Source organism: Thalassospira sp. GO-4 (assembly GCF_023588965.1).
Taxonomy (GTDB): Bacteria; Pseudomonadota; Alphaproteobacteria; order Rhodospirillales; family Thalassospiraceae; genus Thalassospira; species Thalassospira povalilytica.
This window is the reverse complement of the sequence record NZ_CP097807.1, coordinates 1,156,158-1,175,135: the sequence shown is the minus strand read 5'-3', so window position 1 is coordinate 1,175,135 and position 18,978 is coordinate 1,156,158. Positions and strand designations below refer to the sequence as shown.

Sequence of the window (18,978 nt, the reverse complement as noted above, 5' to 3'; positions counted from 1 at the left end):
GTCTTAACCCTTGCCGATTTCGGTGTCGTTCAGATCGTCTTCGACCGCACTTGAAAGATGTTCGAAAATGTCACCCATCGCACTTTCAACACGCTGCCAGCTTGGGATAAACGGGCTTTCAAGCGGGTTGTCGAGATAGTGCTGACCGGCACTGATGATGACTTCCGACAGAACCTCGACGCATTTTTCTTCTTCGTCGCGATTGATTTTAAGGCCGTTAAACAGGGCATCGGCACGGTATTGCTCGATAAGGTCGAGTGCCGCGCGATAATAGGTTGCCTTAAGGGTGCGGAATGTCTCGTGCGAGAAAATCGTGCCCTGGGTCGCCAGTTTGCGGAACAGGGATTTGGCGATATCACCCGCCATGCGCGACAGGCCGTCATCTTTTTGCGCCGGGTCGAATTCGCGGTGCTTGTGGTCATAGATATCGGCGATATCGACCTGGGCCAGACGATGAACCGTATGATTGCGATACATTTCCGAAAGCATGGAAATTTCAAGCCCCCAGTCGGACGCAACCCGCAGGCCATAGGCAACGTCGGTGCGGATCGCCATTTCACCGGACAGGGAATAGCGGAAACAATCGAGATAATTCAGGAAATCGGTCTTGCCGACCACCTGTTTCAAAGCGCGGATCAGCGGGGTGACAAACAGGCGACATACCCGGCCCTTGAGGGTGCCATTGGCAACACGGGCGTAATATCCCTTGGCAAAGGCGAAATTGAATGCCGGATTGGCGATCGGATACATCAGCTTGGCCGGAAGATCGGGGGTATAGGTCGCAATGTCGCAATCATGAATGCCGATCACGGAACTGCGCCCCGATGCCAGGGTGTAGCCCATGCAATACCAGACATTGCGGCCCTTGCCCGGTTCGTAACGGGCCAGACCAAATTCATCGAGCCGGTCATGAACGCCGCGCAGGCGCGGCCCGTCATTCCACAGAATGCGCACATGCTGCGGCAGGTCTTTGAAAAATTCGCGCGCATGAAGATATTGCTGCGCATTGGCGCGGTCCAGACCGACGACGATCTGATCGATATAGGTCGCCTGTTTGAGCCCATCGACAATGGTTGTCATGGCCGGGGTTTCAAGTTCCGAATAAAGGCACGGCAAAATCAGGGTCTGGCGCCTTTGGCGGGCAAAGGCGGTCATTTCATAGGCGAGTTCTTCCGGGTTGCGGTCAAGAATGCGATGAAGGGTTGTGATCGGGCCACCCTGATGGAAATCAGCCATGAAGTACCTCGCTGTTTTTATTGGTATTGGTTAACTGGTCGAGAAGGTCGTTGATCGCAGCGTTCCAGCCCGCAGGTCCGGGGGCGGGCGCGATCCGAAGATTGGCATGGTCAAGCAGCGGCGATGTCCGCGCGCCATGTTTGGCTGGAATCTGAATGGCAAAATCGGCCTCGGCCAGCATCGGGATGTCATTGGGGGAATCCCCAAGCGCGATGGTGGTGAACCGTTTGGGCGGGGAGGCTTCGTTTTTGCCGCTTTGCGACAGGGCAAGCCATTGCAGAATGCGTTTCATGGCTTCGCCCTTGGTCGACGGGCCGCACAAGGTATGGAAACGGCCACCCTTGACCAGTTTCAGTGACCATTTTTCGGCAATGGCGCGCGCGGTGGTGACATCCTGCTTGCTGGCTTGCCAGATCAGCGGGTCGGAACAATGGCGCTGACCGGCGCGAATGGCATCGTCAAGCGGAAGACCGGTTTCCGATGCAATGATTTCCGGCGAGACGGTCCGAAAACTGCCAACAGGGACGGAAACTGCATCGCGGATCTGATTGCGCGCAGCATCGATTGTTTCGGATGACGGGCCAGCCTGTTCGATTTCGCCATTCAGGGAAATGACGCCGCCATTTTCGCCAATCAGCCCGTCAAACAGCATGGATTGCTGATTGATATGTTCAAGTTCGGCAAGTGTTTTCGAGGATACGGCGATCAGGGGGATGGCAAGCTGTTTCACGCGATCAAGTGCCGGACGTGCGGCGTCCCAGCCATAGGTGTCATGATCAAGCAATGTGCCGTCAAGGTCGGTAAAGATGGCGATGGCGCGGCTGTTTGGCATCATCCCGTTCTGTCGCGGTTTTTGACATGTGCAAGACCGTAAACTGGTCTCTTGGTCAGAAGCTTATCACAGTGATCGGGGCGGATCGACCTTTGGGAAGGTTAATTTTTGATCACAGCGATAATTTGATCAAAAAACATGCGATGGCGTCGGGTGCGTAATACCGGTTTGGGGGCGGACGCGCATTTTCCTCTTCAATATCACCAAACGATGTTATTGTTGGTATGGTATTGATCCATCAATGGTTTTTACAGCGCCTGTCACGGTCACATTTTCCGGAGATGCCTATGGGGTTATATCGGGAAGCGCATGTGCGATGGTTGCAAAGAACAGTTGTCATCGGGTTCATATGTGTTGCGGTCATCCTTGATGTCGCGGCAACCGCCCGTGCCGGATCGGTCATTGTGCCGGCAAAAGGCCAGAATACCCACAACCAAGCCAACACCCAAACCAACACTGACCCCCATGCCGGTGGCAATGTTGGCGATGATGCCAAAAGCTGGGCAGGGGATGTGATCCGTATCGGCGATGCCCGGCAAACCGGTCCGGGCAAATTGAAACCCGGATATGAGGTCTGGGTGGCGGTGGGCGAATGGCCGCCGATGATCAGTGAAACGCTTCCTGATTTCGGCAAACACGCCAAACGTTTCCAGACGATTTTCAATGCGATGGGATTTGAAGTCCGGTTCATTTTCGTGCCCTGGCAACGTGCCTATGAGCAAACCCGCCAGGGCATCTATGTCGCGACATTTCCGTGGCTTCGGACAGTCGAGCGTAGGGATGCCTTTCATATTCCGCGCTATCCGATTGCCCAGGCCCATCAAAAGGGATTTTACAAAACGTCCCGTTTCCCCGAGGGGATCGATATCAACGCGTTGCGTGATGTTATCGGGCTTGGCCTGCGTCCGGTCGGGATTGCCAGTTACTGGTATGAACAGGAATTCAGACGGCTTGGCATCGAAGCCGACATTGTAAATAATCCGGAATCCGCCTGGCGGTTTCTGCATGCGGACCGGGCCGATATCCTGTTTGAAGAAGAAGCCGTGGGCTGGCACGACCTGACCGGGCTTTTGGGCGAACAGGTGGCCGCACGTTATGCCACCACCAACACCATTACAACCAATGACATGTTCATTCTGTTTTCGCGCAAACATCCGTTCGGCGCGGAACTGATGCAGGCCTATGAAACCTTCATGATGTCGGATGACGGACAGGAAATCTGCAAGGAATGGGCGTTGTGCAAATCCGATTTCGTCACAGCACCCGGGACGGCCGATGGCGGGGATCAGGCGCCGTCTGGGCAATTGAACTGAGCCAGACCAGGCGGTGATTTGACCGCAGGAGCCAAAACCAGATCAAACCTGATCTATAACCAAATGTGGATACGTGTTCGATTTGTCCAATCATTATCCCGGTTTGTCCATTCTGTCCAACCGTGAACAGGCGTATTCTTTCCGCAATGGAATGGTTCTTATTCCAATAAAAACCAACAACCGTGATCTTGTGAGGAAGCCGTCATGCATGTCCCTGTCGTCATTATCGGTTCCGGCCCCGCCGGTTTGCTTCTTTCCCATCTGTTGCATGTGCAGGGAATTGATTCCGTCATTCTGGAACGCAAAAGCCGCGACTATGTCGAAGGCCGCATCCGTGCCGGTGTTCTTGAAATGGGGACAGTCGACCTGATGAAACGGGTCGGGGTTGATGCCCGCATGAACAAGGAAGGCATCATTCACGGCGGCATCTATATCAGTGTGAATGGCAAGCGCACCCATGTGAATATGGAAGAACTTACCGGTGGATCAACGGTGATGATCTATGGCCAGACCGAAGTCACCAAGGATCTGATCGCAGCGCGTCTTGCCCATGGCGGCGAAATCGTGTTCGAAGCCGAAGATGTCAGCCTGCATGACATTGATGGTGATGCGCCGCGTGTTCGATATGTCAAAGACGGCAATGAAGTCGAACTGCGGTGCGACTATATCGCCGCATGTGACGGGTTCCACGGTGTCGGCCGTAAGACCCTTCCGGGTGTTCAGGAATTCGAGAAGGTCTATCCGTTTGGCTGGCTTGGTGTTCTGGCCCATGCAAAGCCGGTGGCCGATGAACTGATCTATGCCAAGCATGACCGCGGTTTTGCGCTGTGTTCGATGCGTTCGGAAACTGTTGTGCGCCATTATGTTCAGGTGCCCAGCACCGATAAAATCGAAGACTGGTCCGATGACCGTTTCTGGGCCGAATTGCGCACCCGCCTTGGCGAAGAAGATGCCGAACTGGTCAATGAAGGCGAAGTGTTTGAAAAAAGCATCGCGCCGCTGCGCAGCTTTGTCGCCGAACCGATGCAGCATGGCCGCCTGTTCCTGGCGGGCGATGCCGCCCATATCGTACCGCCGACCGGTGCCAAGGGGCTTAACCTTGCGGCCAGTGACGTGCATTATTTGTCCGAAGCGCTGATCGCGAAATACAAGAAAAACCGCGAAGACCTGCTTGCGACCTATTCCGATACCGCACTTGCACGCGTCTGGAAGGCAGAGCGGTTTTCCTGGTGGATGACCTCGATGCTGCATACTTTCGGGGATCAGAACGAATTTGACGGCCGCATTCGTGATGCCGAATTGCAATATATCCTGTCATCCAAGGCAGGATTGACCAACCTGTCGGAAAATTACGTCGGTTTGCCTTACTGATTGACGTAACGGGGATACCCACCCCCGTCGAAGAGCACCCACTCTTCATTTCCGCCCAGAAATTTCCGACAGGAACATGGAACGGCCCGCAGCCCACGCGGGCCGTTCTTTTTTGCGCAGTCGGTAATCAACCGTTCGCGGTGCCGAAAATGATCATGAAATCGGTCTGGGCCGGGCAGGCAAAATCACCAATCGCATCGTCATAGGCAAAGCGATAGACATGCGTTGAGACCGGCGGGGCCAGATTGGTGACATAGGTCGAATTGTTTGCGCCAATAACACCGGTCGCTTGGTCACAGGTTTTCGATGATTTGTATTTTCCGGCACAGCAAAACAGATCCTGATTGCTGTCATTATTGACTTTGGCGTAGCTGCACGGGCTCATGCAGCCCTGGTATTTGCCATTGCTGGTGACCGTCAGGTCCCATTTGGCAGGCGCATCGCCCTTGTTATAGCCCAGTGGCAATTGCGAGCTGCTTTGACAGCTCTTTTCACTGTCATTGATCCGGGCAAGAGAGATATCCGGGCCATATTTGCCAGCCCCGAGAATATTGGAATTTTCCGGTGGCACGGTATAGGTGCAATAGGTCGGCTTTGCCGGATAGCCGGTGACCGAAATGTTGTATCCGTCGACCGCCGAAATATCAAAATTGGTCGAACCTTCCGGGGAAGGGGCGCCGTTTTTGATCGGGACGGCCTTGTGGGTGAATTCGATCTTGGTGGCATAGGGGGTTTCGCCTTTGCCATATCCGCCGGTTTCAACCCAGTCGTCACTTGCCGACTTTTTATAGGCCGTGACGGTAAAGCCATAGGATGTCAGACCGGCAAGCGGCGTTTGGGCGGGTGTCGTGCCATCCCCATCGACATAAAAGGTCGCACTTTCCCCCTTGGCAATTTCATAAAGATTGAGGTTGTTGGTGCAGTTGGAATTGTCCGGGTTGGCCGAAACCGTGCAATGTTCACCGATGCGGATCTGGGCGTATTGGGTATCGTTCTTGAAGGTGATCTTGCGTTTGGCGTAATCGACATTGGTCGGGTTTGTCGGGGCCTGATCAATCGCGGGCCAGGCAATTGCCCCCATCGCCAGGGTATAGACATTGGAATTTGCGACCGGCTTGTTGATCACAGCCCCCGGGCAGGTGGTTGTCGTGGCGATCTGCCCGTTTGTCAGGACCATGTTACAACCGTGCCAGGCCGCATTTGAATCCTGATAATAAAGGGTGAAACTCGCATTCGTAGCACCCGGCGCATAGTCGCCAAGGAAGGCTTGCTGGGTTGTGGCGTACAGATAATCGACCTGTGTGTCATTCTGATAGACATAGACCGGAAAGCTGATCGCAGAGCCCGGCAATTGCCACATCAGATAGCTGGTGGTTGTTGCCGCGGCATGGGCGCAGACCGGAAGGGAAAATGTCAGCAAAGCTGCACATAAAGTACCTTTGAAGGAACGCAAGAAACTTCTGAACATTGTTTAAGGCTTTCAATTACATGAATGATGGATTGAGAAGCGGTCGCATTCAGGACGTTTTGCCATGGCAATTGTGATGGCAGCACGCATATCAGGGCAATCGATATCGACCGGGTCGACAGGATCCCGGTGCCACTAAAACATCACAATTGAAGATGGAACCAAAGCCGGGCGGGGGCGTTTAGGGGGTGTTGCTGTTTTCAAAACAACAGGAGAAAACCATGGCGACCAAGACCGAGACGACTGCAGATACCGCAAAGCTTCAGGCCGATGTTGATGCCCTGCGCAATGATCTGGCCGAAATCACCAAGACCCTTAAGGCAATGGGTGGTGATGCGGCACAGACCAGAACCCAGGCGGCTGCAGAACGCATTCGTGAAGTTTCCGGTCAGGCCCGTGAGCAGTTTGATCACGCACGCGGTGTGGCCGTGGATCAGGTTCGCGAGAACCCGCTGGCATCTGTTGCCGTGACCTTTGGCGTTGGCCTGCTTGTTGGCCGTCTGCTGCAGAAATGATTGATCAACTGACAGATAGTCTGGCTGATCTGGCAAGAGCCGCGGCACGCAAGTGCGCGGCTTTTGCCGCCATCGCGATTGTGATGCTGATCGGGGCCGGTTTTCTGCTTGCGGCCATCTATATGGCGCTTGCGGCATCGTTTGGTGCGATTGCTGCTGCCACTGCATTGGGCGGAACGTTGGTGACGCTGGGATTGATTGCACTTGCGATCATTCTGCAACGTGATCCGGGTGATGCGGTTGATCAGCCCGATGCCGATGCGCATATGGCCGCCGGGCGCAAATCCGAAGACGACATGCTGTTTGATCTTTTGGTGCATTCCGCAGTAACCGGTTACGCCACCGGACAGGGTAACAAGCCGCGCATGCAGACCGGGTTCGAACAGATCGTCGGCGATCTCGAAGCACTGGGCGTTTTTGATCGTCCGCCGGGGCGTGTGGATACGGCGCCGTCAGATGAAAATCACAATACAAAAATGGCGGGATAGCATCAGCTTCCCGCCATTTTAATTTCGATCGGGTCCCGGCTATTCGCCGTGGAAATGCACCGTGCCGATATAGGGCAGGTTGCGGTTATTCTGGGCATAATCGATGCCATAACCGACCACGAATTCGTCAGGAATATCAAAGCCGCAGAAATCAATCGGGATTTCGACTTCGCGGCGCGACGGTTTGTTCAGAAGCGTGCAGATTTCCAGACGGTTCGGATCGCGGGTCTTAAGCAACCGGACAACTTCCGACAGCGTATAGCCGGTATCAATGATGTCTTCGACCAGAAGCACATCTTTGCCACGGATCTGGCCATCCAGATCCTTGACGATGCGCACGTTGCGCGAACTTTCCGTAGAGTCGCCATAAGATGATGCGACCATGAAGTCGACTTCGACCGGAACGGTCAGTTTGCGGGCCAGATCAGCGATGAAAACAAAAGAGCCCCGCAACAGTCCGACAACAATCAGTTTTTCCGTGTCTTTGAAGCTCTCGTTGATCTTGGCGGCAAGCGCGTCGATCTGGGTGGCAATTTCGTCCGCCGTGATCAGCGGCTTGACATCATAATCGGCCATAAATTCTGGTCCTGAAGCGTTGGGTTGTGATGTTTGGCTTGCTAGCACACGAAGGTCGCTATGACCAGCCTGTGAATGGTAACAGAAGTATAATCCCTTAGATTGCAAACAGATTATCGCGCCTTGGGCGAGGCAAATTGCGCCATTGCGCGGCAGAGGTGCGCCACGACGCAGGCAATGCAAAGCCACCCATCAAGATGTTGGCGAGACGAGGCTGTTTTCAATGGTTGAGTGCGGGATAAGTGATTTGAGATTGCGGCTGCGCACCAGGTTCAGGAAAGCCTGGGCGGCGGGTGGTAATGTGCGCCCTGATCGCCAGATCAAGCCGATCTGGCGCAATAGAACCGGGCTTTCAAGCGGCCGGAAAATAAGCGGTGAACGCCCCAGAACCGGCAAGGTCAGCGATGGCAGGGCGGTAATGCACAGACCTTGTGACACCAGCGCACCCGCGGTTGCCAGATGGGCAACTTCAAACCGCGGGCGAAACAGGAAACTGTTTTGGGTGCAGGCCGCGTCAATAACGGCGCGCACACTTGTTTCACGCGACATGGCGACCATCGGCTGTGACAGGATTTCTTCCCACTTATATGTGCGTTCTTCCTGAAGAAAACTTCCGGGTGCCCCGACGGCGATGAACTTGTCACTCAGCAGGCGTTGAAAAGACAGATTGTCGCTGTCTTCGACCACATCGGCGGTAAAGCCGATATCGGCACGGCCCATTTCAACTTCGCGCAGCACACCTTCCGAAAGCATGTCATTAAGCTGAACATCGACATTGGGATGGGCATCCATGAATTCGGCAATCAGCGGCGGCAACAGCCCGGCGGTCACCGATGGCAGTCCGGCAATCGTCAATTTGCCGCGCCGGGTATTGAGATAGGTATCAAATTCAGCCAGTGCGGAATCCGTGGTGTTCAAGATCCGTTCGGCGAGTCTGAGAAACATTTTGCCCTGATCGGTCAGCGCAACATTGCGCGTGTCACGGTCAAACAGGCGGGCCTGCGTGCGTTCTTCGATGCGGCTGATCTGGCGGCTTAATGTTGATCCGGAAATTCCAAGTCGTTGAGCTGCTTTGCGAAAACTGCCCGTTTCTGCCAAAAGACAGAATGATCGAATTTCGTCCGTATCAAGATTGATGCGTTTCATGCATCAATTATCTCACTATTTGATCTTCCTGCAATAAAAAAACTGAACCACACTTTCGGTCCGTCGAAAAAATCAACGTCAAAACAAATCGACGGAACGTCAAACATGCCGTTAAAGGCATAGGGAGGAATACATTATGAAATTCACGAAACTCGCCTTGGCGGGCGCGCTTGCCATTGGTCTTTCCGTACCTGCATTCGCACAGGACAAATTGCTGATCGGGTCAACGTCGGCATCATCATCGCATTACGGTTATTTCGTTTCTGTCGCCAAGCTGATCAATGATGCCGATAACGGTATCGAGGCATCGGTTGTCGAAACCGGGGCGACCATGGATAACCTGCGCCGTATCGAGCGCAACCAGATCGACCTTGGTCTGGTGACCACCAACGTCGCCCAGCACGCCTATTCCGGCAGCAAGGGTTTTGACGGCAAGGCGATGGAAAATCTGGGTCTGCTTTGGGTTTATACCGGCGCCCCGCAGAACGTTATCGTGCGCGAAGATGCCGGCATCAACAGCTTGGCCGAACTTGCCGGACAGCGTTTCAACCCGGGTATCAAAGGATCGGCAACCGAAAGCACGACCGAGGCGGTGTTTGCCGCACTTGATCTGTCATCGGATTATGTACGCGGATCGACCACCGATGTTGTCGACATGATCAAGGACAACCGTGTCAGCGGCTATGTGAAATCCGGTGCGGGTCTTAAGCTTGACAGCTCTACCCTTGATATCGCGACCTTTACCCCGATCAAGGTGCTGAGCCTGACCGATGCGCAAAAACAGGCACTGATCGAAAAAATGCCTGACGTTTCGGTGGTGGATATCCCCGAAGGTGCGGCCGATGGCATTCCGGCCTATTCGACCTGGAGCTTTGGCGTCGGTGTCGGTGCATCGGCAAGCCTGTCCGAAGACGCGGCCTATAAGATCGTTGATGCCATCATGGCCGACAAAGAAGTGCAGGGCGCGGCAATGGCCAGTGTGAAGGGCGTCGATCTTGCCAAGCTGACGCTGCAATATGCCACCATTCCCCTGCATCCGGGTGCGGCGAAATGGTTCCGCGAACATGGATATGACATCCCCGCGAACCTTGACCCGGCCAAACAATAAGAAACCAGAATAACAGGGGGAAAACCGCCATGTCTGTGCGCATCCGCGACGGGTTTGCGTTGCTTGTTGGTATTTTTGTCTTTTACACCGCGGCGACGGGCCCGTTTGAAAGTCTTGTTCAAAGGGCGGTTTTCCTCGCACTTGTGACCTGTTTGGGGTTGTGTCTTTATCCGATGGGCAAAGACACAAGCTGGCGAAAGCTGGGATTGGTTTTGGATCTTGTGCTTGCGGCGGTCACGGTTGGTGCCTGTGCCTATATTGTTGTGAACTACGACGAGATCATGACGACCCTGCCATGGGCGACCCGTCTTGATATGGCCCTGACCGTCGGGCTGGTTGTGACGGTTCTTGAAGTCGGTCGCCGTGCGGTCGGGGTAATTTTTCCTGCCCTTGTGATTGCCGGTCTGCTGTATGCGTTGCTGGGCAAATATATTCCCGGAAGTCTCGGACATCGCGGGTTTGATGTTGAATTCGTTACCGAGACGATTTTCCTGGGTGATCTCGGGATCTGGGGCATGCTGACCGGGGTTGCCGCCACGGTGATTGCCGCCTTTGTCCTGTTCGGCGCCTTATTGCTTCATACCGGTGGCGGGCAAAGCTTTATGGATCTGGCGATGCGTCTTGGCGGCCGGCAAAAAGGCGGCGCTGCGAAAATCGCGATTATTTCGAGCGGCCTGTTTGGCATGATTTCCGGATCGGCGGTGGCCAATGTTGCGACGACCGGCAATTTCACCATCCCGATGATGCGTCGTCTGGGCTATCCGGCACCCCTTGCCGCCGCGGTCGAGGCCGTGGCCTCAACCGGCGGGCAGATTGCCCCGCCGATCATGGGGGCGGCAGCCTTTGTCATGGCCGAAATTCTTGGCATTGCCTATGTCGATGTTATGATCGCGGCAATTATTCCGGCCATCCTTTTTTATCTTTCGGTGTTTGTGACCGTTCATATCGTTGCCACCAGACGCAATCTGAGCCTGGTGCCCGAAGACGAGCTTCCGGCATGGTCCGAAATTCTTGCCCTGCGCAAGGTGTTGCCGATCATTGCTGCCCTTGGTGGTCTTGCCATCGGGATATTCATGGGCCGATCGGTTGCGACATCGGCATTTTATGGCATGGCAGCGTTGCTGGTGGCCTTTGTCCTGACATCGGCCGGGCAGATATCGGTTGCCGAGATGGCAAAGCGGGTTCTGGACGGGGTGATTGATGCCGGCAAGGGCATGGTGATTATCGGTGTCTTGCTGGCGGGCGCGCAAATCCTTGTTTCCATGATCAACATGACCGGGATTGGTGTGACGCTCAGTTCCATGATCGTTGCGATTGCCGGTGATTCAACGGTTCTGGTGGCGGTGATTGTTGGTCTGGTGTGCCTGATCATGGGAATGGGACTTCCGACCACGGCGGCCTATGTGCTGGTGGCGGCGGTTTTGGCCCCGGCGATGACGGCGGTCGGGATTGAACCGCTTACCGCACATCTGTTTGTTTTCTATTTCGCGACCATTTCGGTCATCACGCCACCGGTCTGTGTCGCGGTATTTGTCGGGGCGGGGATCGCGCAGACCAACTGGCTTCCCGCCGCGTTCGAGGCGGTGCGTCTTGGTGCACTGACCTATGTCGTGCCGTTCATGTTGCTGCTGTATCCCGGCATGACAGGCGGCGGTGGCGTCATGGCGGTGACCAACGCCATTTTGTCCGGGCTTGTTCTTGTGGTGGCGATCCCGGCCTTGCTGGGCGGGCAGCCGTTGCTGGGGCGGGTATGGCTTGATCGCGGGATGCTGGTGATTGTGATTGCCATTGCATTGTGGCCGGCCTTCCTGACGCCGGTGATTGCCGCGGGCCTGCTTGGCGGGTTGCTGTTTTGGGGGCGCGATGCCCGTCGTGCCGCGATGGAGGGTGGACAATGAAGACCATCCGCATCGGAACCGGTGCCGGTTTTTCCGGCGACCGCATCGAACCGGCTGTCGATCTGGCCGAGCGTGGCGATATTGATTATCTGGTTTTTGAATGTCTGGCTGAACGGACCATCGCACTGGCGCAACAGGCAAAAATGCACGATCCCGACGGCGGCTTTGATCCGTTGCTTGAGCGGCGCATGCGCGCGGTTCTGCCGATCTGCCACAAAAAGGCGATCCGGGTGATTTCCAATATGGGGGCGGCAAACCCGGTGGCCGCGGCACGGCGCACGGTCGATATCGCGCGCGAACTCGGCCTTTCGGGTTTGAAGGTGGCGGCGGTTGTTGGCGATGACGTTCTTGAAATCCTGTCACCCGATCAGTTTCGCATTGATGAGGCCGGTTGCACCCTGGCCGGTTTTGAAAAACAGGTGGTGTCGGCCAATGCCTATCTCGGGGCCGGGGGGATTGTTGATGCGCTGGCGGCGGGGGCGGATGTGGTTCTGACCGGTCGTGCGGCCGATCCGGCGATGTTTCTGGCACCACAGATTTTTGAATTTGGCTGGCAGATGGATGACTGGACCCGGCTTGGGCGCGGGACGCTTGTTGGTCATCTTCTGGAATGTGGCGGACAAATCACCGGGGGGTATTTTGCCGATCCCGGGATCAAGGATGTGCCGGATCTGGCCCGGCTGGGCTTCCCGATTGCCGAGGTTGGCGAAGACGGAAATGCTGTCATTACCAAACTTGCCGATACGGGCGGCTTTGTGACGGCGGCAACCTGCAAGGAACAGCTTCTTTACGAAGTTCATGATCCGAAACGCTATATCCAGCCCGATGTGGTTGCCGATTTTTCCAAAGTCGAGATTACCGAAATCGGACCGGACCGGGTTGCCATTGCCGGCGGTGACGGATCGGCGCGTACCGGCACGCTCAAGGTATCGATCGGCTATGTCGATTCCTGTGTCGGTGAAGGTCAGATTTCATATGCCGGTCCCGGTGCCGAAGCCCGCGGGCGTCTTGCCCTTGATATCCTGCATCAACGGCTTTTGCTTGCCGGGATCGCGCATGAAGAAGTCAGGGGGGAGCTGATCGGGGTGAATTCGGTGTTTCAGGACGTCAAATCAGGGCCATCAGAACCGGCGGAAGTGCGCCTGCGTTTTGTGGTGCGGACCCGTGACCTTGCCACTGCCACACGGATCGGCGAGGAAGTCGAAAGCCTGTATCTTAACGGGCCGGCCGGTGGTGGCGGGGTGACCAAATCCAAACGGGAAATCGTTGCGATCGTATCGGGACTTCTGCCCGAAGACCAGGTGCGCACGCAGTTTGAAATGATGGAGGCCTGATGTTGCAGTTACGCGATATTGCGCATTCGCGCACCGGGGACAAGGGCAACATTTCCAATGTGTCGGTGATTGCCTATCACCCTGAAGACTGGCCGATTCTGATTGATCAGGTCACGGCAGAACGGGTGCGCGCGCATTTTGGCACAATGATTTCGGGCAAGGTCATCCGCTATGAATTGCCACAGATCGGGGCCCTTAATTTCGTGATGCATGATGCGCTGGGCGGCGGAGTGACAAGGTCGCTGGCACTTGATCCGCATGGCAAATGTCTAAGCTCTTTGATCCTGTCGCTGCCGATCGAAAAGGCAGGGGCATAGGGCATCAAACACCGCCGGTTCAAACCGGCAAGGAACCAAGAAAAGGGTGGCGTGATTGCCACCCTCGGGTCATCGGTGATTTGGTTGCTTTTGCCCGAAATTTTCCGGTGTTTTTCAGTCGGGGCGCGCTTGATCAGGCGGCCCTGAAAATGACCGGGCTGTCGCCTTCGTGCCATTGATCATATTTGGTCATGGCCCGTTCAAAAAAGGACGAGGCCAGAAAATCATCCAGCCAGCGTTGCACATGCACAAACGGCATGGCCTCAAACGCATCCGGGTCAGTATTGGCGAACTGGCGGATAAAGGGTGCAATGGCAAAATCGGCCAGGGCCGGGCGCGACCCGAACAGGTATTTGCCAACCGCAAGCCGCCCGTCCAGACGATTAAGGATCTTTTCCGCATCCCGGCGATGTTCGGCGGGATCGGCATCCTCGTAGCGGGTATGGTATTTGTAACGATCAAGATGATGCTTGAACGGCCCGTCATTTTGCGCAATCAGCGCCAGCATGTCTTCAAGCGTACCGCTTTCGGGGTTTAGCCAATCAAGCGGATCGTTTTCAGCAAGCGCCCAGACCATGATTTCAAGGCTTTCATCAATCACCGACCCGTCAGGAAGGATCAGGACAGGCACCGTTGCCTTGGGCGATGCATCGATCATGCTTTGCGGCTTGTCGCGCAGAACCACTTCGCGCAGTTCAACATCAATTTCCGCTGCCAGAAGCGACATCCGTGCCCGCATCGCATAGGGGCAGCGCCGGAAACTGTAAAGGATCGGGCGTTCGGGCGATGCGGTGGCGCCATGGTCGGTATCGTTCCCGGTCGATGCGTCATCGCGTGGCGGGATCGACGGACCGTCAGCAGACGGCATAAGGTCGGTGGTGTGATCAATTTCGGGCATATAACCGGATTAAACGGTGCGGGGGGTGAATGCAATGTCATTTGCAATGTCGTCGGCAATATCATCGCAACGTCATCGCAATATCATTTGGGGAAAATCGGTCAAATCGCGGTTTTTTGATGCTGCGGGCTTGATTTCCGGGGGCAGTTTGTGAAAGGACAGTGCACCAGTTTTACGCACAGAGACAGGAAATGGGGCAGACGCCAAGGCGTCTATGCGATATCCTGTGATCTGAGAGATTAAAGCCGATTGGAAAGAACAAGGGGCAAGTCCTATGACACCGACCGAAATCGCGCGCGTTACCGATTATCTGCGCCGCACCTTTGACAATAACCAGATCGCGATTGATGCGCCGAAGAAAAAAGGCCATCCGATCGAGATGCGTATTGGCGATGAGTTCGTCGGCGTCGTGCATCGTGACGAGGACGAAGGCGAAGTCAGCTATTCGCTTAATCTGGTCATTCTTGAAGAAGACCTGCCGCCGGCACCGTGATCGGTCCTGTTATTGCAGGAAAATAAAAACGCCCCGGGCTTTGTTTCCCGGGGCGTTTTTTTTGTCTGTCGGATCGCTGCGATCAGGCCGCTGTCTTGGCATCTTCGGATTTGATGACCTTGTGGTTGTCTTCATTCATGCCAAGTTTCCAATAGCTTGAAATATAAAGATCATCCTTGCCAAGGCCGCGTTCTTCGCGGAAGTAGCTGCGCAGTTCCTTCATTGCGGTGAATTCACATGCCGCCCAGACCGACGGGCGTCCATCGCCCCAGGGAAGCTTTTTGACCACATTAACAAGGGCGTTGCTGACTTCGCCCGGACGCGGATTGATCTCCCATTCGATGGTGATGTTGTCGGGCTTGGCAAGGGGCTGAATATCGGCTTCCGAGCGTACTTCGATCACCGCATAGCCACGTGCATCGGCCCCCAGCGTTTCGAGATTGACCGAAACCGCGGGAAGGGCCGTCATATCCCCGACAATCAGGAACCAGTCGGCATCCGGATCGAGCAGCTTTTTCGGGCCGGGACCGCCGACCGTGATCACATCGCCGGGCTTGCAATTGACCGCCCAGTTTGATGCCGGGCCACCATGGTCATTGTGATCTGACCCATCGCCATGCATGACGAAATCAAGATCGATCTCGCGGCCCTGATCGGTCATGCGGTCATGACGCACGGTATAGGTCCGGCGCAATACCCGGTCCTTGTCATCGCCATCAATCGGAAAGATCAGTTTGACATAGGCGCTTTCCTGGTCTTCGGGAAAGCCTGCCATGCCGTCACCGCCAAGGGTAACGCGCAGCATATTGGGGGTGACTTGCTTTTTTGCGATCACGACAAGATCGCGCGGGGCAGGTCTGTTCATGAGAAACTCCTAAGTCCTTTGGTGCGGTTTGTTTTTTGCACCATGTCCTATCCGCAGGGATCAAGGTTATCAGCCATAAGATTGGCGATTTCGACAAAATCCCTGATTTGTTGGGGGGTAAGACCGCGTGTCATTCGGGTTCTGACATCTTGCTCGACCGCGCGGAATGCTTCCATGCGGGTCTCGCCTGCGGCTGTCAAATGCAGTGTCTGGCTGCGTCGATCGATCGGGTGCGGGCGGCGTTCAATCAGCCCGTCATTTTCAAGTTCTTTCAAAAGCCGCGTGATGCGGCCTTTGTCCTGACCGGATTTTTCGGCCATTTGCTGGGCGGTGATGCCCGGAATGCGGATGATCCATTTCATCACGCGTTTGTGTGAAATCGGCATCGGCATATCGGCATCGACCATCGCATTCATCAGACTGCGTTTATAGGCATGAACAAGCCGATGCAGGGTTTCACCCGGGACATGTGCCTTATCCGATGCCTGGTCTTGTGCCTGATCCTGTTCGATCATGATCTTTCTCGCTTTATCACACATTCGCGGCAATCAGGCCGGTACGAAGGGCATGGCGACGACCTTCGCAAATCAGCGCCGATGCCAGGGCCGCACCACTTGCCACCATCATGATGGTATCAAGCTCAAACCCGCCGCCGGTGCCAATCAGGATCGCGGCCAGTGCCGCACCCACCGATTGCCCGGTCAGGCGCGCGGTCGATAACATGCCACTGGCCCCGCCGGAACGATCACGCGGTGCCGATGTCAGCATCAGGCGGTTATTGGGCGCCTGAAACAGCCCGAACCCGATCCCGCACAGGGCAAGCGCGCCGATAATCCCGGCATAGCTCCCGCCTTCCGGGACAAAGGTAATGGCATAAAGCCCGATCGCAAACACCATCATGCCAAGCCCGGTCAGACGGATCGGCGAATATTTATCGGCCAGCCGTCCGGCAACCGGGGCGGCAACCGCGGTGGCAAGCGGCCATGGCGTCATCAAAAGTCCGGTGACAGTCGCGCTATAACCCAGCACGTCATGGAAATAGAATGGCAGGGTAACGAACGCAATCATCTGCGCACAGAAACCGCAAATCGATGATCCGATGGAACAGGCAAAAACCGGCAGCTTCAACAGATCAAGCGGCAACATCGGCCGGTCCTTTGACAATTGACGCCGCACCAGAAACGCACCGGCAATGACCGCCACGGCAAATTGCGCGCCAATCAGGGCTGGGGCACTTTCGGTGCCGACATTGCCAAGGGCCGAAATCAACCCGCCAAAGGTCAGCACATTCAAAAACGCGCTGATGAAATCAAACCGGGTGCGGCTTGGCGCGTTAAAGGGCAGGGTGAAATAGCCGACAATGATCGCCAGGATCGAAATCGGCACATTGATCAAAAACAGCCAGTGCCAGCTTGCAACCGCCAGAATGGCCGATGCGATGGTTGGGCCGCCCGCGGCCGACACCGATACCGTCATGGCGATCCAGCCAATGGCGCGACCCAGCTTGGCCTGCGGGAAGATATGGCGCATGACCGCGCCATTAATGCTCATCAATGCGGCACCGCCAAGACCCTGCAACACGCGCGCAGCAGTCAGAAACTCGATATTCGGGGCCATGGCACACAGGAATGATGCAATTCCGAAAATCGCAATCCCGCTCAGATAAACCTTGCGAAAACCGATGGCCTCGCCAAGGGCGGCCAACGGCAATAAGGAAACAACAATCGCCAGCTGATAGGCGGTGACAACCCAGATGGCATGGGCGGGCGAAACGCCCTGATCCTGCGCAATGATCGGAAGGGCGACATTCATGATCGTGCCGTCAAGCACGGCCATCATGATGGTCAGCAACACCGCCATTGCGGCAAATCCGGCCCGCGGGCTTGGCAATCCGTCCGGGTAAATGGTCGTCGAAATCTTCATGGGGCGATTTCACTTTCAGTCTTCTTGGCAACGCAGAACGGCTCGTCCCGAACGGACGACAAAGCACTGCGCAATTCGGTGATACGCGAGGGGTGCGGGGCGGACACAGAAGCCGGGGAATGGGGGCGAAAAGCTTATGTATCCGTATCCTTAATTGGTTGACTATATCAACTACATGAAAATGGTTGATTGTGTCAACTATATTTTGAGGCCTGCACTTCCGGGTAGTTCCGATCCGCGCCATTGGGGCGTAACATCAAGGAAATGAACAGGGAGGACAGAATATGAAAACCGCAATGATGCTCGCCATCACAGCAATGATTGCGCTTGGCGCACACCCCGCGCCAGCACAAGCCGGATCAGAACCAGCAATCGTTGATCAACAGATCGAACATGGCGGTGGCTGCCGCAAAAGCTCCCCGCCTGGTCAGTGTTGCCACATGGATCGCAAAGCCGGGACGGTGCATTGTCATTAGAGCTTTGCGAAATAAGTTTCTATTTGTTTGTGTAAATGTTATTAAAAGTTTGCGAAAAAGGGGTAAGGTATGTTGCAGGTCGTCTATGCCCGCGAGGCCAGAAAGGCCCTGCGCAAAATCCCTGCAAAGATACGCGAAACGATCTTGGCGAAGATTGATCTGCTTGCTGAAAACCCGTTGCGTACTGATCTTGATATCAAACCGCTTAAGGGTGTTGCTGCGAGCAGACTGCGCGTTGGGCAATATCGGGTGATCTATACCGAGGATGGCATCATTCTTGACGTGATCAAAATCGGCCCGCGTGGCGACATTTACGACAAGCTTTAGGAGACCGGCGATGAACGCGTCCCATCAGATTATTTACAAGGATGACAAACCCGAATTTGCCGTCGTGCCGTGGGATGAATATGTGAAGGTATTCAAACCGACCGAGGATGAAATGGAGCTCATGGCTTATCGCCAAGCTGTGACACAGGACGACGGTGTGCGCTTCCCTGCTACGGTGATCAAACGCCTAAGTTCTGGAGAAAATCCGGTCCGCGTTTACCGCGAGTATTACGATATGACGCAGGAAGAGTTGGGCGAAAAGGTCGGGGTGACAGGCGTTTATATAGGTGCCGTTGAGCGCGGGGTGCGGTCGCTTTCAAAGAAGTTGGCGCTGAAAGTTGCGTCAATGTTCAAAGTGGATGTAAATGACTTGGAACCTTGGGCGCAAGATTGA

The 18,978-nt window shown here is 55.3% G+C and carries 20 protein-coding genes; 11 read left to right on the top strand and 9 right to left on the bottom strand.

Going from position 1 to position 18,978, the window contains the following annotated elements; genetic code table 11:
- Window positions 1-3: 3 nt before the first annotated feature.
- Window positions 4-1,236: a glycosyl transferase gene (locus M9H61_RS05630; protein ID WP_101246388.1), complete on the bottom strand. Its 1,233-nt coding sequence runs from the start codon at window positions 1,234-1,236 to the stop codon at window positions 4-6.
- The gene (locus M9H61_RS05625) at window positions 1,229-2,068 is read right to left on the bottom strand and encodes a mannosyl-3-phosphoglycerate phosphatase (protein WP_250283853.1); all 840 of its coding nucleotides are present in this window, start codon (window positions 2,066-2,068) and stop codon (window positions 1,229-1,231) included. The genes M9H61_RS05630 and M9H61_RS05625 overlap by 8 nt, the downstream gene beginning before the upstream one ends.
- Window positions 2,069-2,355: 287 nt before the next feature.
- Between M9H61_RS05625 and M9H61_RS05620 the strand changes: the two genes are divergently transcribed.
- Both M9H61_RS05620 and pobA read left to right on the top strand, forming a co-directional pair.
- Window positions 2,356-3,381, top strand: coding sequence for a hypothetical protein (locus tag M9H61_RS05620; RefSeq protein ID WP_250283851.1), 1,026 nt, complete (start codon window positions 2,356-2,358; stop codon window positions 3,379-3,381).
- 204 nt (window positions 3,382-3,585) lie between these two features.
- Window positions 3,586-4,752 (top strand): 4-hydroxybenzoate 3-monooxygenase, encoded by a 1,167-nt coding sequence (gene pobA / locus M9H61_RS05615; RefSeq protein WP_068517339.1) that lies wholly within the window; start codon window positions 3,586-3,588, stop codon window positions 4,750-4,752.
- Between the two features lie 127 nt (window positions 4,753-4,879).
- Here pobA and M9H61_RS05610 read toward each other — a convergent pair whose 3' ends face one another.
- Complete coding sequence (locus tag M9H61_RS05610; RefSeq protein ID WP_250283849.1) at window positions 4,880-6,205, bottom strand: thaumatin family protein; 1,326 nt, start codon at window positions 6,203-6,205, stop codon at window positions 4,880-4,882.
- Window positions 6,206-6,441: 236 nt separating this feature from the next.
- On the opposite strand from M9H61_RS05610, the gene M9H61_RS05605 reads away from it, so the two are divergent.
- Both M9H61_RS05605 and M9H61_RS05600 read left to right on the top strand, forming a co-directional pair.
- Window positions 6,442-6,735, top strand: coding sequence for a YqjD family protein (locus M9H61_RS05605; protein ID WP_068517341.1), 294 nt, complete (start codon window positions 6,442-6,444; stop codon window positions 6,733-6,735).
- Window positions 6,732-7,223 (top strand): hypothetical protein, encoded by a 492-nt coding sequence (locus M9H61_RS05600; RefSeq protein WP_250283847.1) that lies wholly within the window; start codon window positions 6,732-6,734, stop codon window positions 7,221-7,223. Before M9H61_RS05605 ends, M9H61_RS05600 begins: the two co-directional genes overlap by 4 nt.
- 39 nt (window positions 7,224-7,262) lie before the next feature.
- Here the strand turns inward: M9H61_RS05600 and hpt are convergent, their stop codons facing one another.
- Both hpt and M9H61_RS05590 read right to left on the bottom strand, forming a co-directional pair.
- Window positions 7,263-7,799, bottom strand: coding sequence for a hypoxanthine phosphoribosyltransferase (hpt, locus tag M9H61_RS05595; protein WP_068517343.1), 537 nt, complete (start codon window positions 7,797-7,799; stop codon window positions 7,263-7,265).
- 192 nt (window positions 7,800-7,991) lie between these two features.
- Entirely contained in the window at window positions 7,992-8,945 is a 954-nt protein-coding gene (locus tag M9H61_RS05590; RefSeq protein WP_068517344.1) for a LysR family transcriptional regulator, read from the bottom strand.
- A 136-nt stretch (window positions 8,946-9,081) separates the two neighbouring features.
- Here M9H61_RS05590 and M9H61_RS05585 point away from each other — a divergent pair, with 136 nt between their 5' ends.
- From M9H61_RS05585 to M9H61_RS05570, 4 genes are read left to right on the top strand one after another with little or no spacing between them, the layout of a single operon-like run.
- A complete protein-coding gene (locus M9H61_RS05585; RefSeq protein ID WP_114113968.1) occupies window positions 9,082-10,053 on the top strand; it encodes a TAXI family TRAP transporter solute-binding subunit in 972 nt (323 codons plus the stop codon).
- Window positions 10,054-10,082: 29 nt separating this feature from the next.
- Complete coding sequence (locus M9H61_RS05580; protein WP_250283845.1) at window positions 10,083-11,951, top strand: TRAP transporter fused permease subunit; 1,869 nt, start codon at window positions 10,083-10,085, stop codon at window positions 11,949-11,951.
- Complete coding sequence (locus M9H61_RS05575) at window positions 11,948-13,285, top strand: acyclic terpene utilization AtuA family protein (RefSeq protein WP_250283843.1); 1,338 nt, start codon at window positions 11,948-11,950, stop codon at window positions 13,283-13,285. Before M9H61_RS05580 ends, M9H61_RS05575 begins: the two co-directional genes overlap by 4 nt.
- Window positions 13,285-13,602 (top strand): hypothetical protein, encoded by a 318-nt coding sequence (locus M9H61_RS05570; protein ID WP_371922213.1) that lies wholly within the window; start codon window positions 13,285-13,287, stop codon window positions 13,600-13,602. The genes M9H61_RS05575 and M9H61_RS05570 overlap by 1 nt, the downstream gene beginning before the upstream one ends.
- 133 nt (window positions 13,603-13,735) lie before the next feature.
- Here the strand turns inward: M9H61_RS05570 and M9H61_RS05565 are convergent, their stop codons facing one another.
- Complete coding sequence (locus M9H61_RS05565) at window positions 13,736-14,500, bottom strand: glutathione S-transferase (protein ID WP_250283840.1); 765 nt, start codon at window positions 14,498-14,500, stop codon at window positions 13,736-13,738.
- Between the two features lie 274 nt (window positions 14,501-14,774).
- Between M9H61_RS05565 and M9H61_RS05560 the strand changes: the two genes are divergently transcribed.
- Entirely contained in the window at window positions 14,775-14,993 is a 219-nt protein-coding gene (locus tag M9H61_RS05560; RefSeq protein ID WP_068517348.1) for a DUF3126 family protein, read from the top strand.
- Window positions 14,994-15,075: 82 nt separating this feature from the next.
- Here M9H61_RS05560 and M9H61_RS05555 read toward each other — a convergent pair whose 3' ends face one another.
- The 3 genes from M9H61_RS05555 to M9H61_RS05545 are packed head-to-tail and all read right to left on the bottom strand — an operon-like array spanning window position 15,076 to window position 17,781.
- The gene (locus tag M9H61_RS05555; RefSeq protein WP_250283839.1) at window positions 15,076-15,858 is read right to left on the bottom strand and encodes a siderophore-interacting protein; all 783 of its coding nucleotides are present in this window, start codon (window positions 15,856-15,858) and stop codon (window positions 15,076-15,078) included.
- A 47-nt stretch (window positions 15,859-15,905) separates the two neighbouring features.
- Entirely contained in the window at window positions 15,906-16,373 is a 468-nt protein-coding gene (locus M9H61_RS05550) for a MarR family winged helix-turn-helix transcriptional regulator (protein ID WP_250283837.1), read from the bottom strand.
- 16 nt (window positions 16,374-16,389) lie between these two features.
- Window positions 16,390-17,781, bottom strand: coding sequence for an MFS transporter (locus M9H61_RS05545; protein ID WP_250283835.1), 1,392 nt, complete (start codon window positions 17,779-17,781; stop codon window positions 16,390-16,392).
- Window positions 17,782-18,326: 545 nt separating this feature from the next.
- Here M9H61_RS05545 and M9H61_RS05540 point away from each other — a divergent pair.
- Window positions 18,327-18,584, top strand: coding sequence for a type II toxin-antitoxin system RelE/ParE family toxin (locus tag M9H61_RS05540; RefSeq protein ID WP_250283833.1), 258 nt, complete (start codon window positions 18,327-18,329; stop codon window positions 18,582-18,584).
- A gap of 10 nt (window positions 18,585-18,594) precedes the next feature.
- Window positions 18,595-18,978 carry a helix-turn-helix transcriptional regulator gene (locus M9H61_RS05535; protein WP_250283831.1) on the top strand — a complete coding sequence of 128 codons (384 nt, stop codon included), beginning with the start codon at window positions 18,595-18,597 and terminating at the stop codon, window positions 18,976-18,978.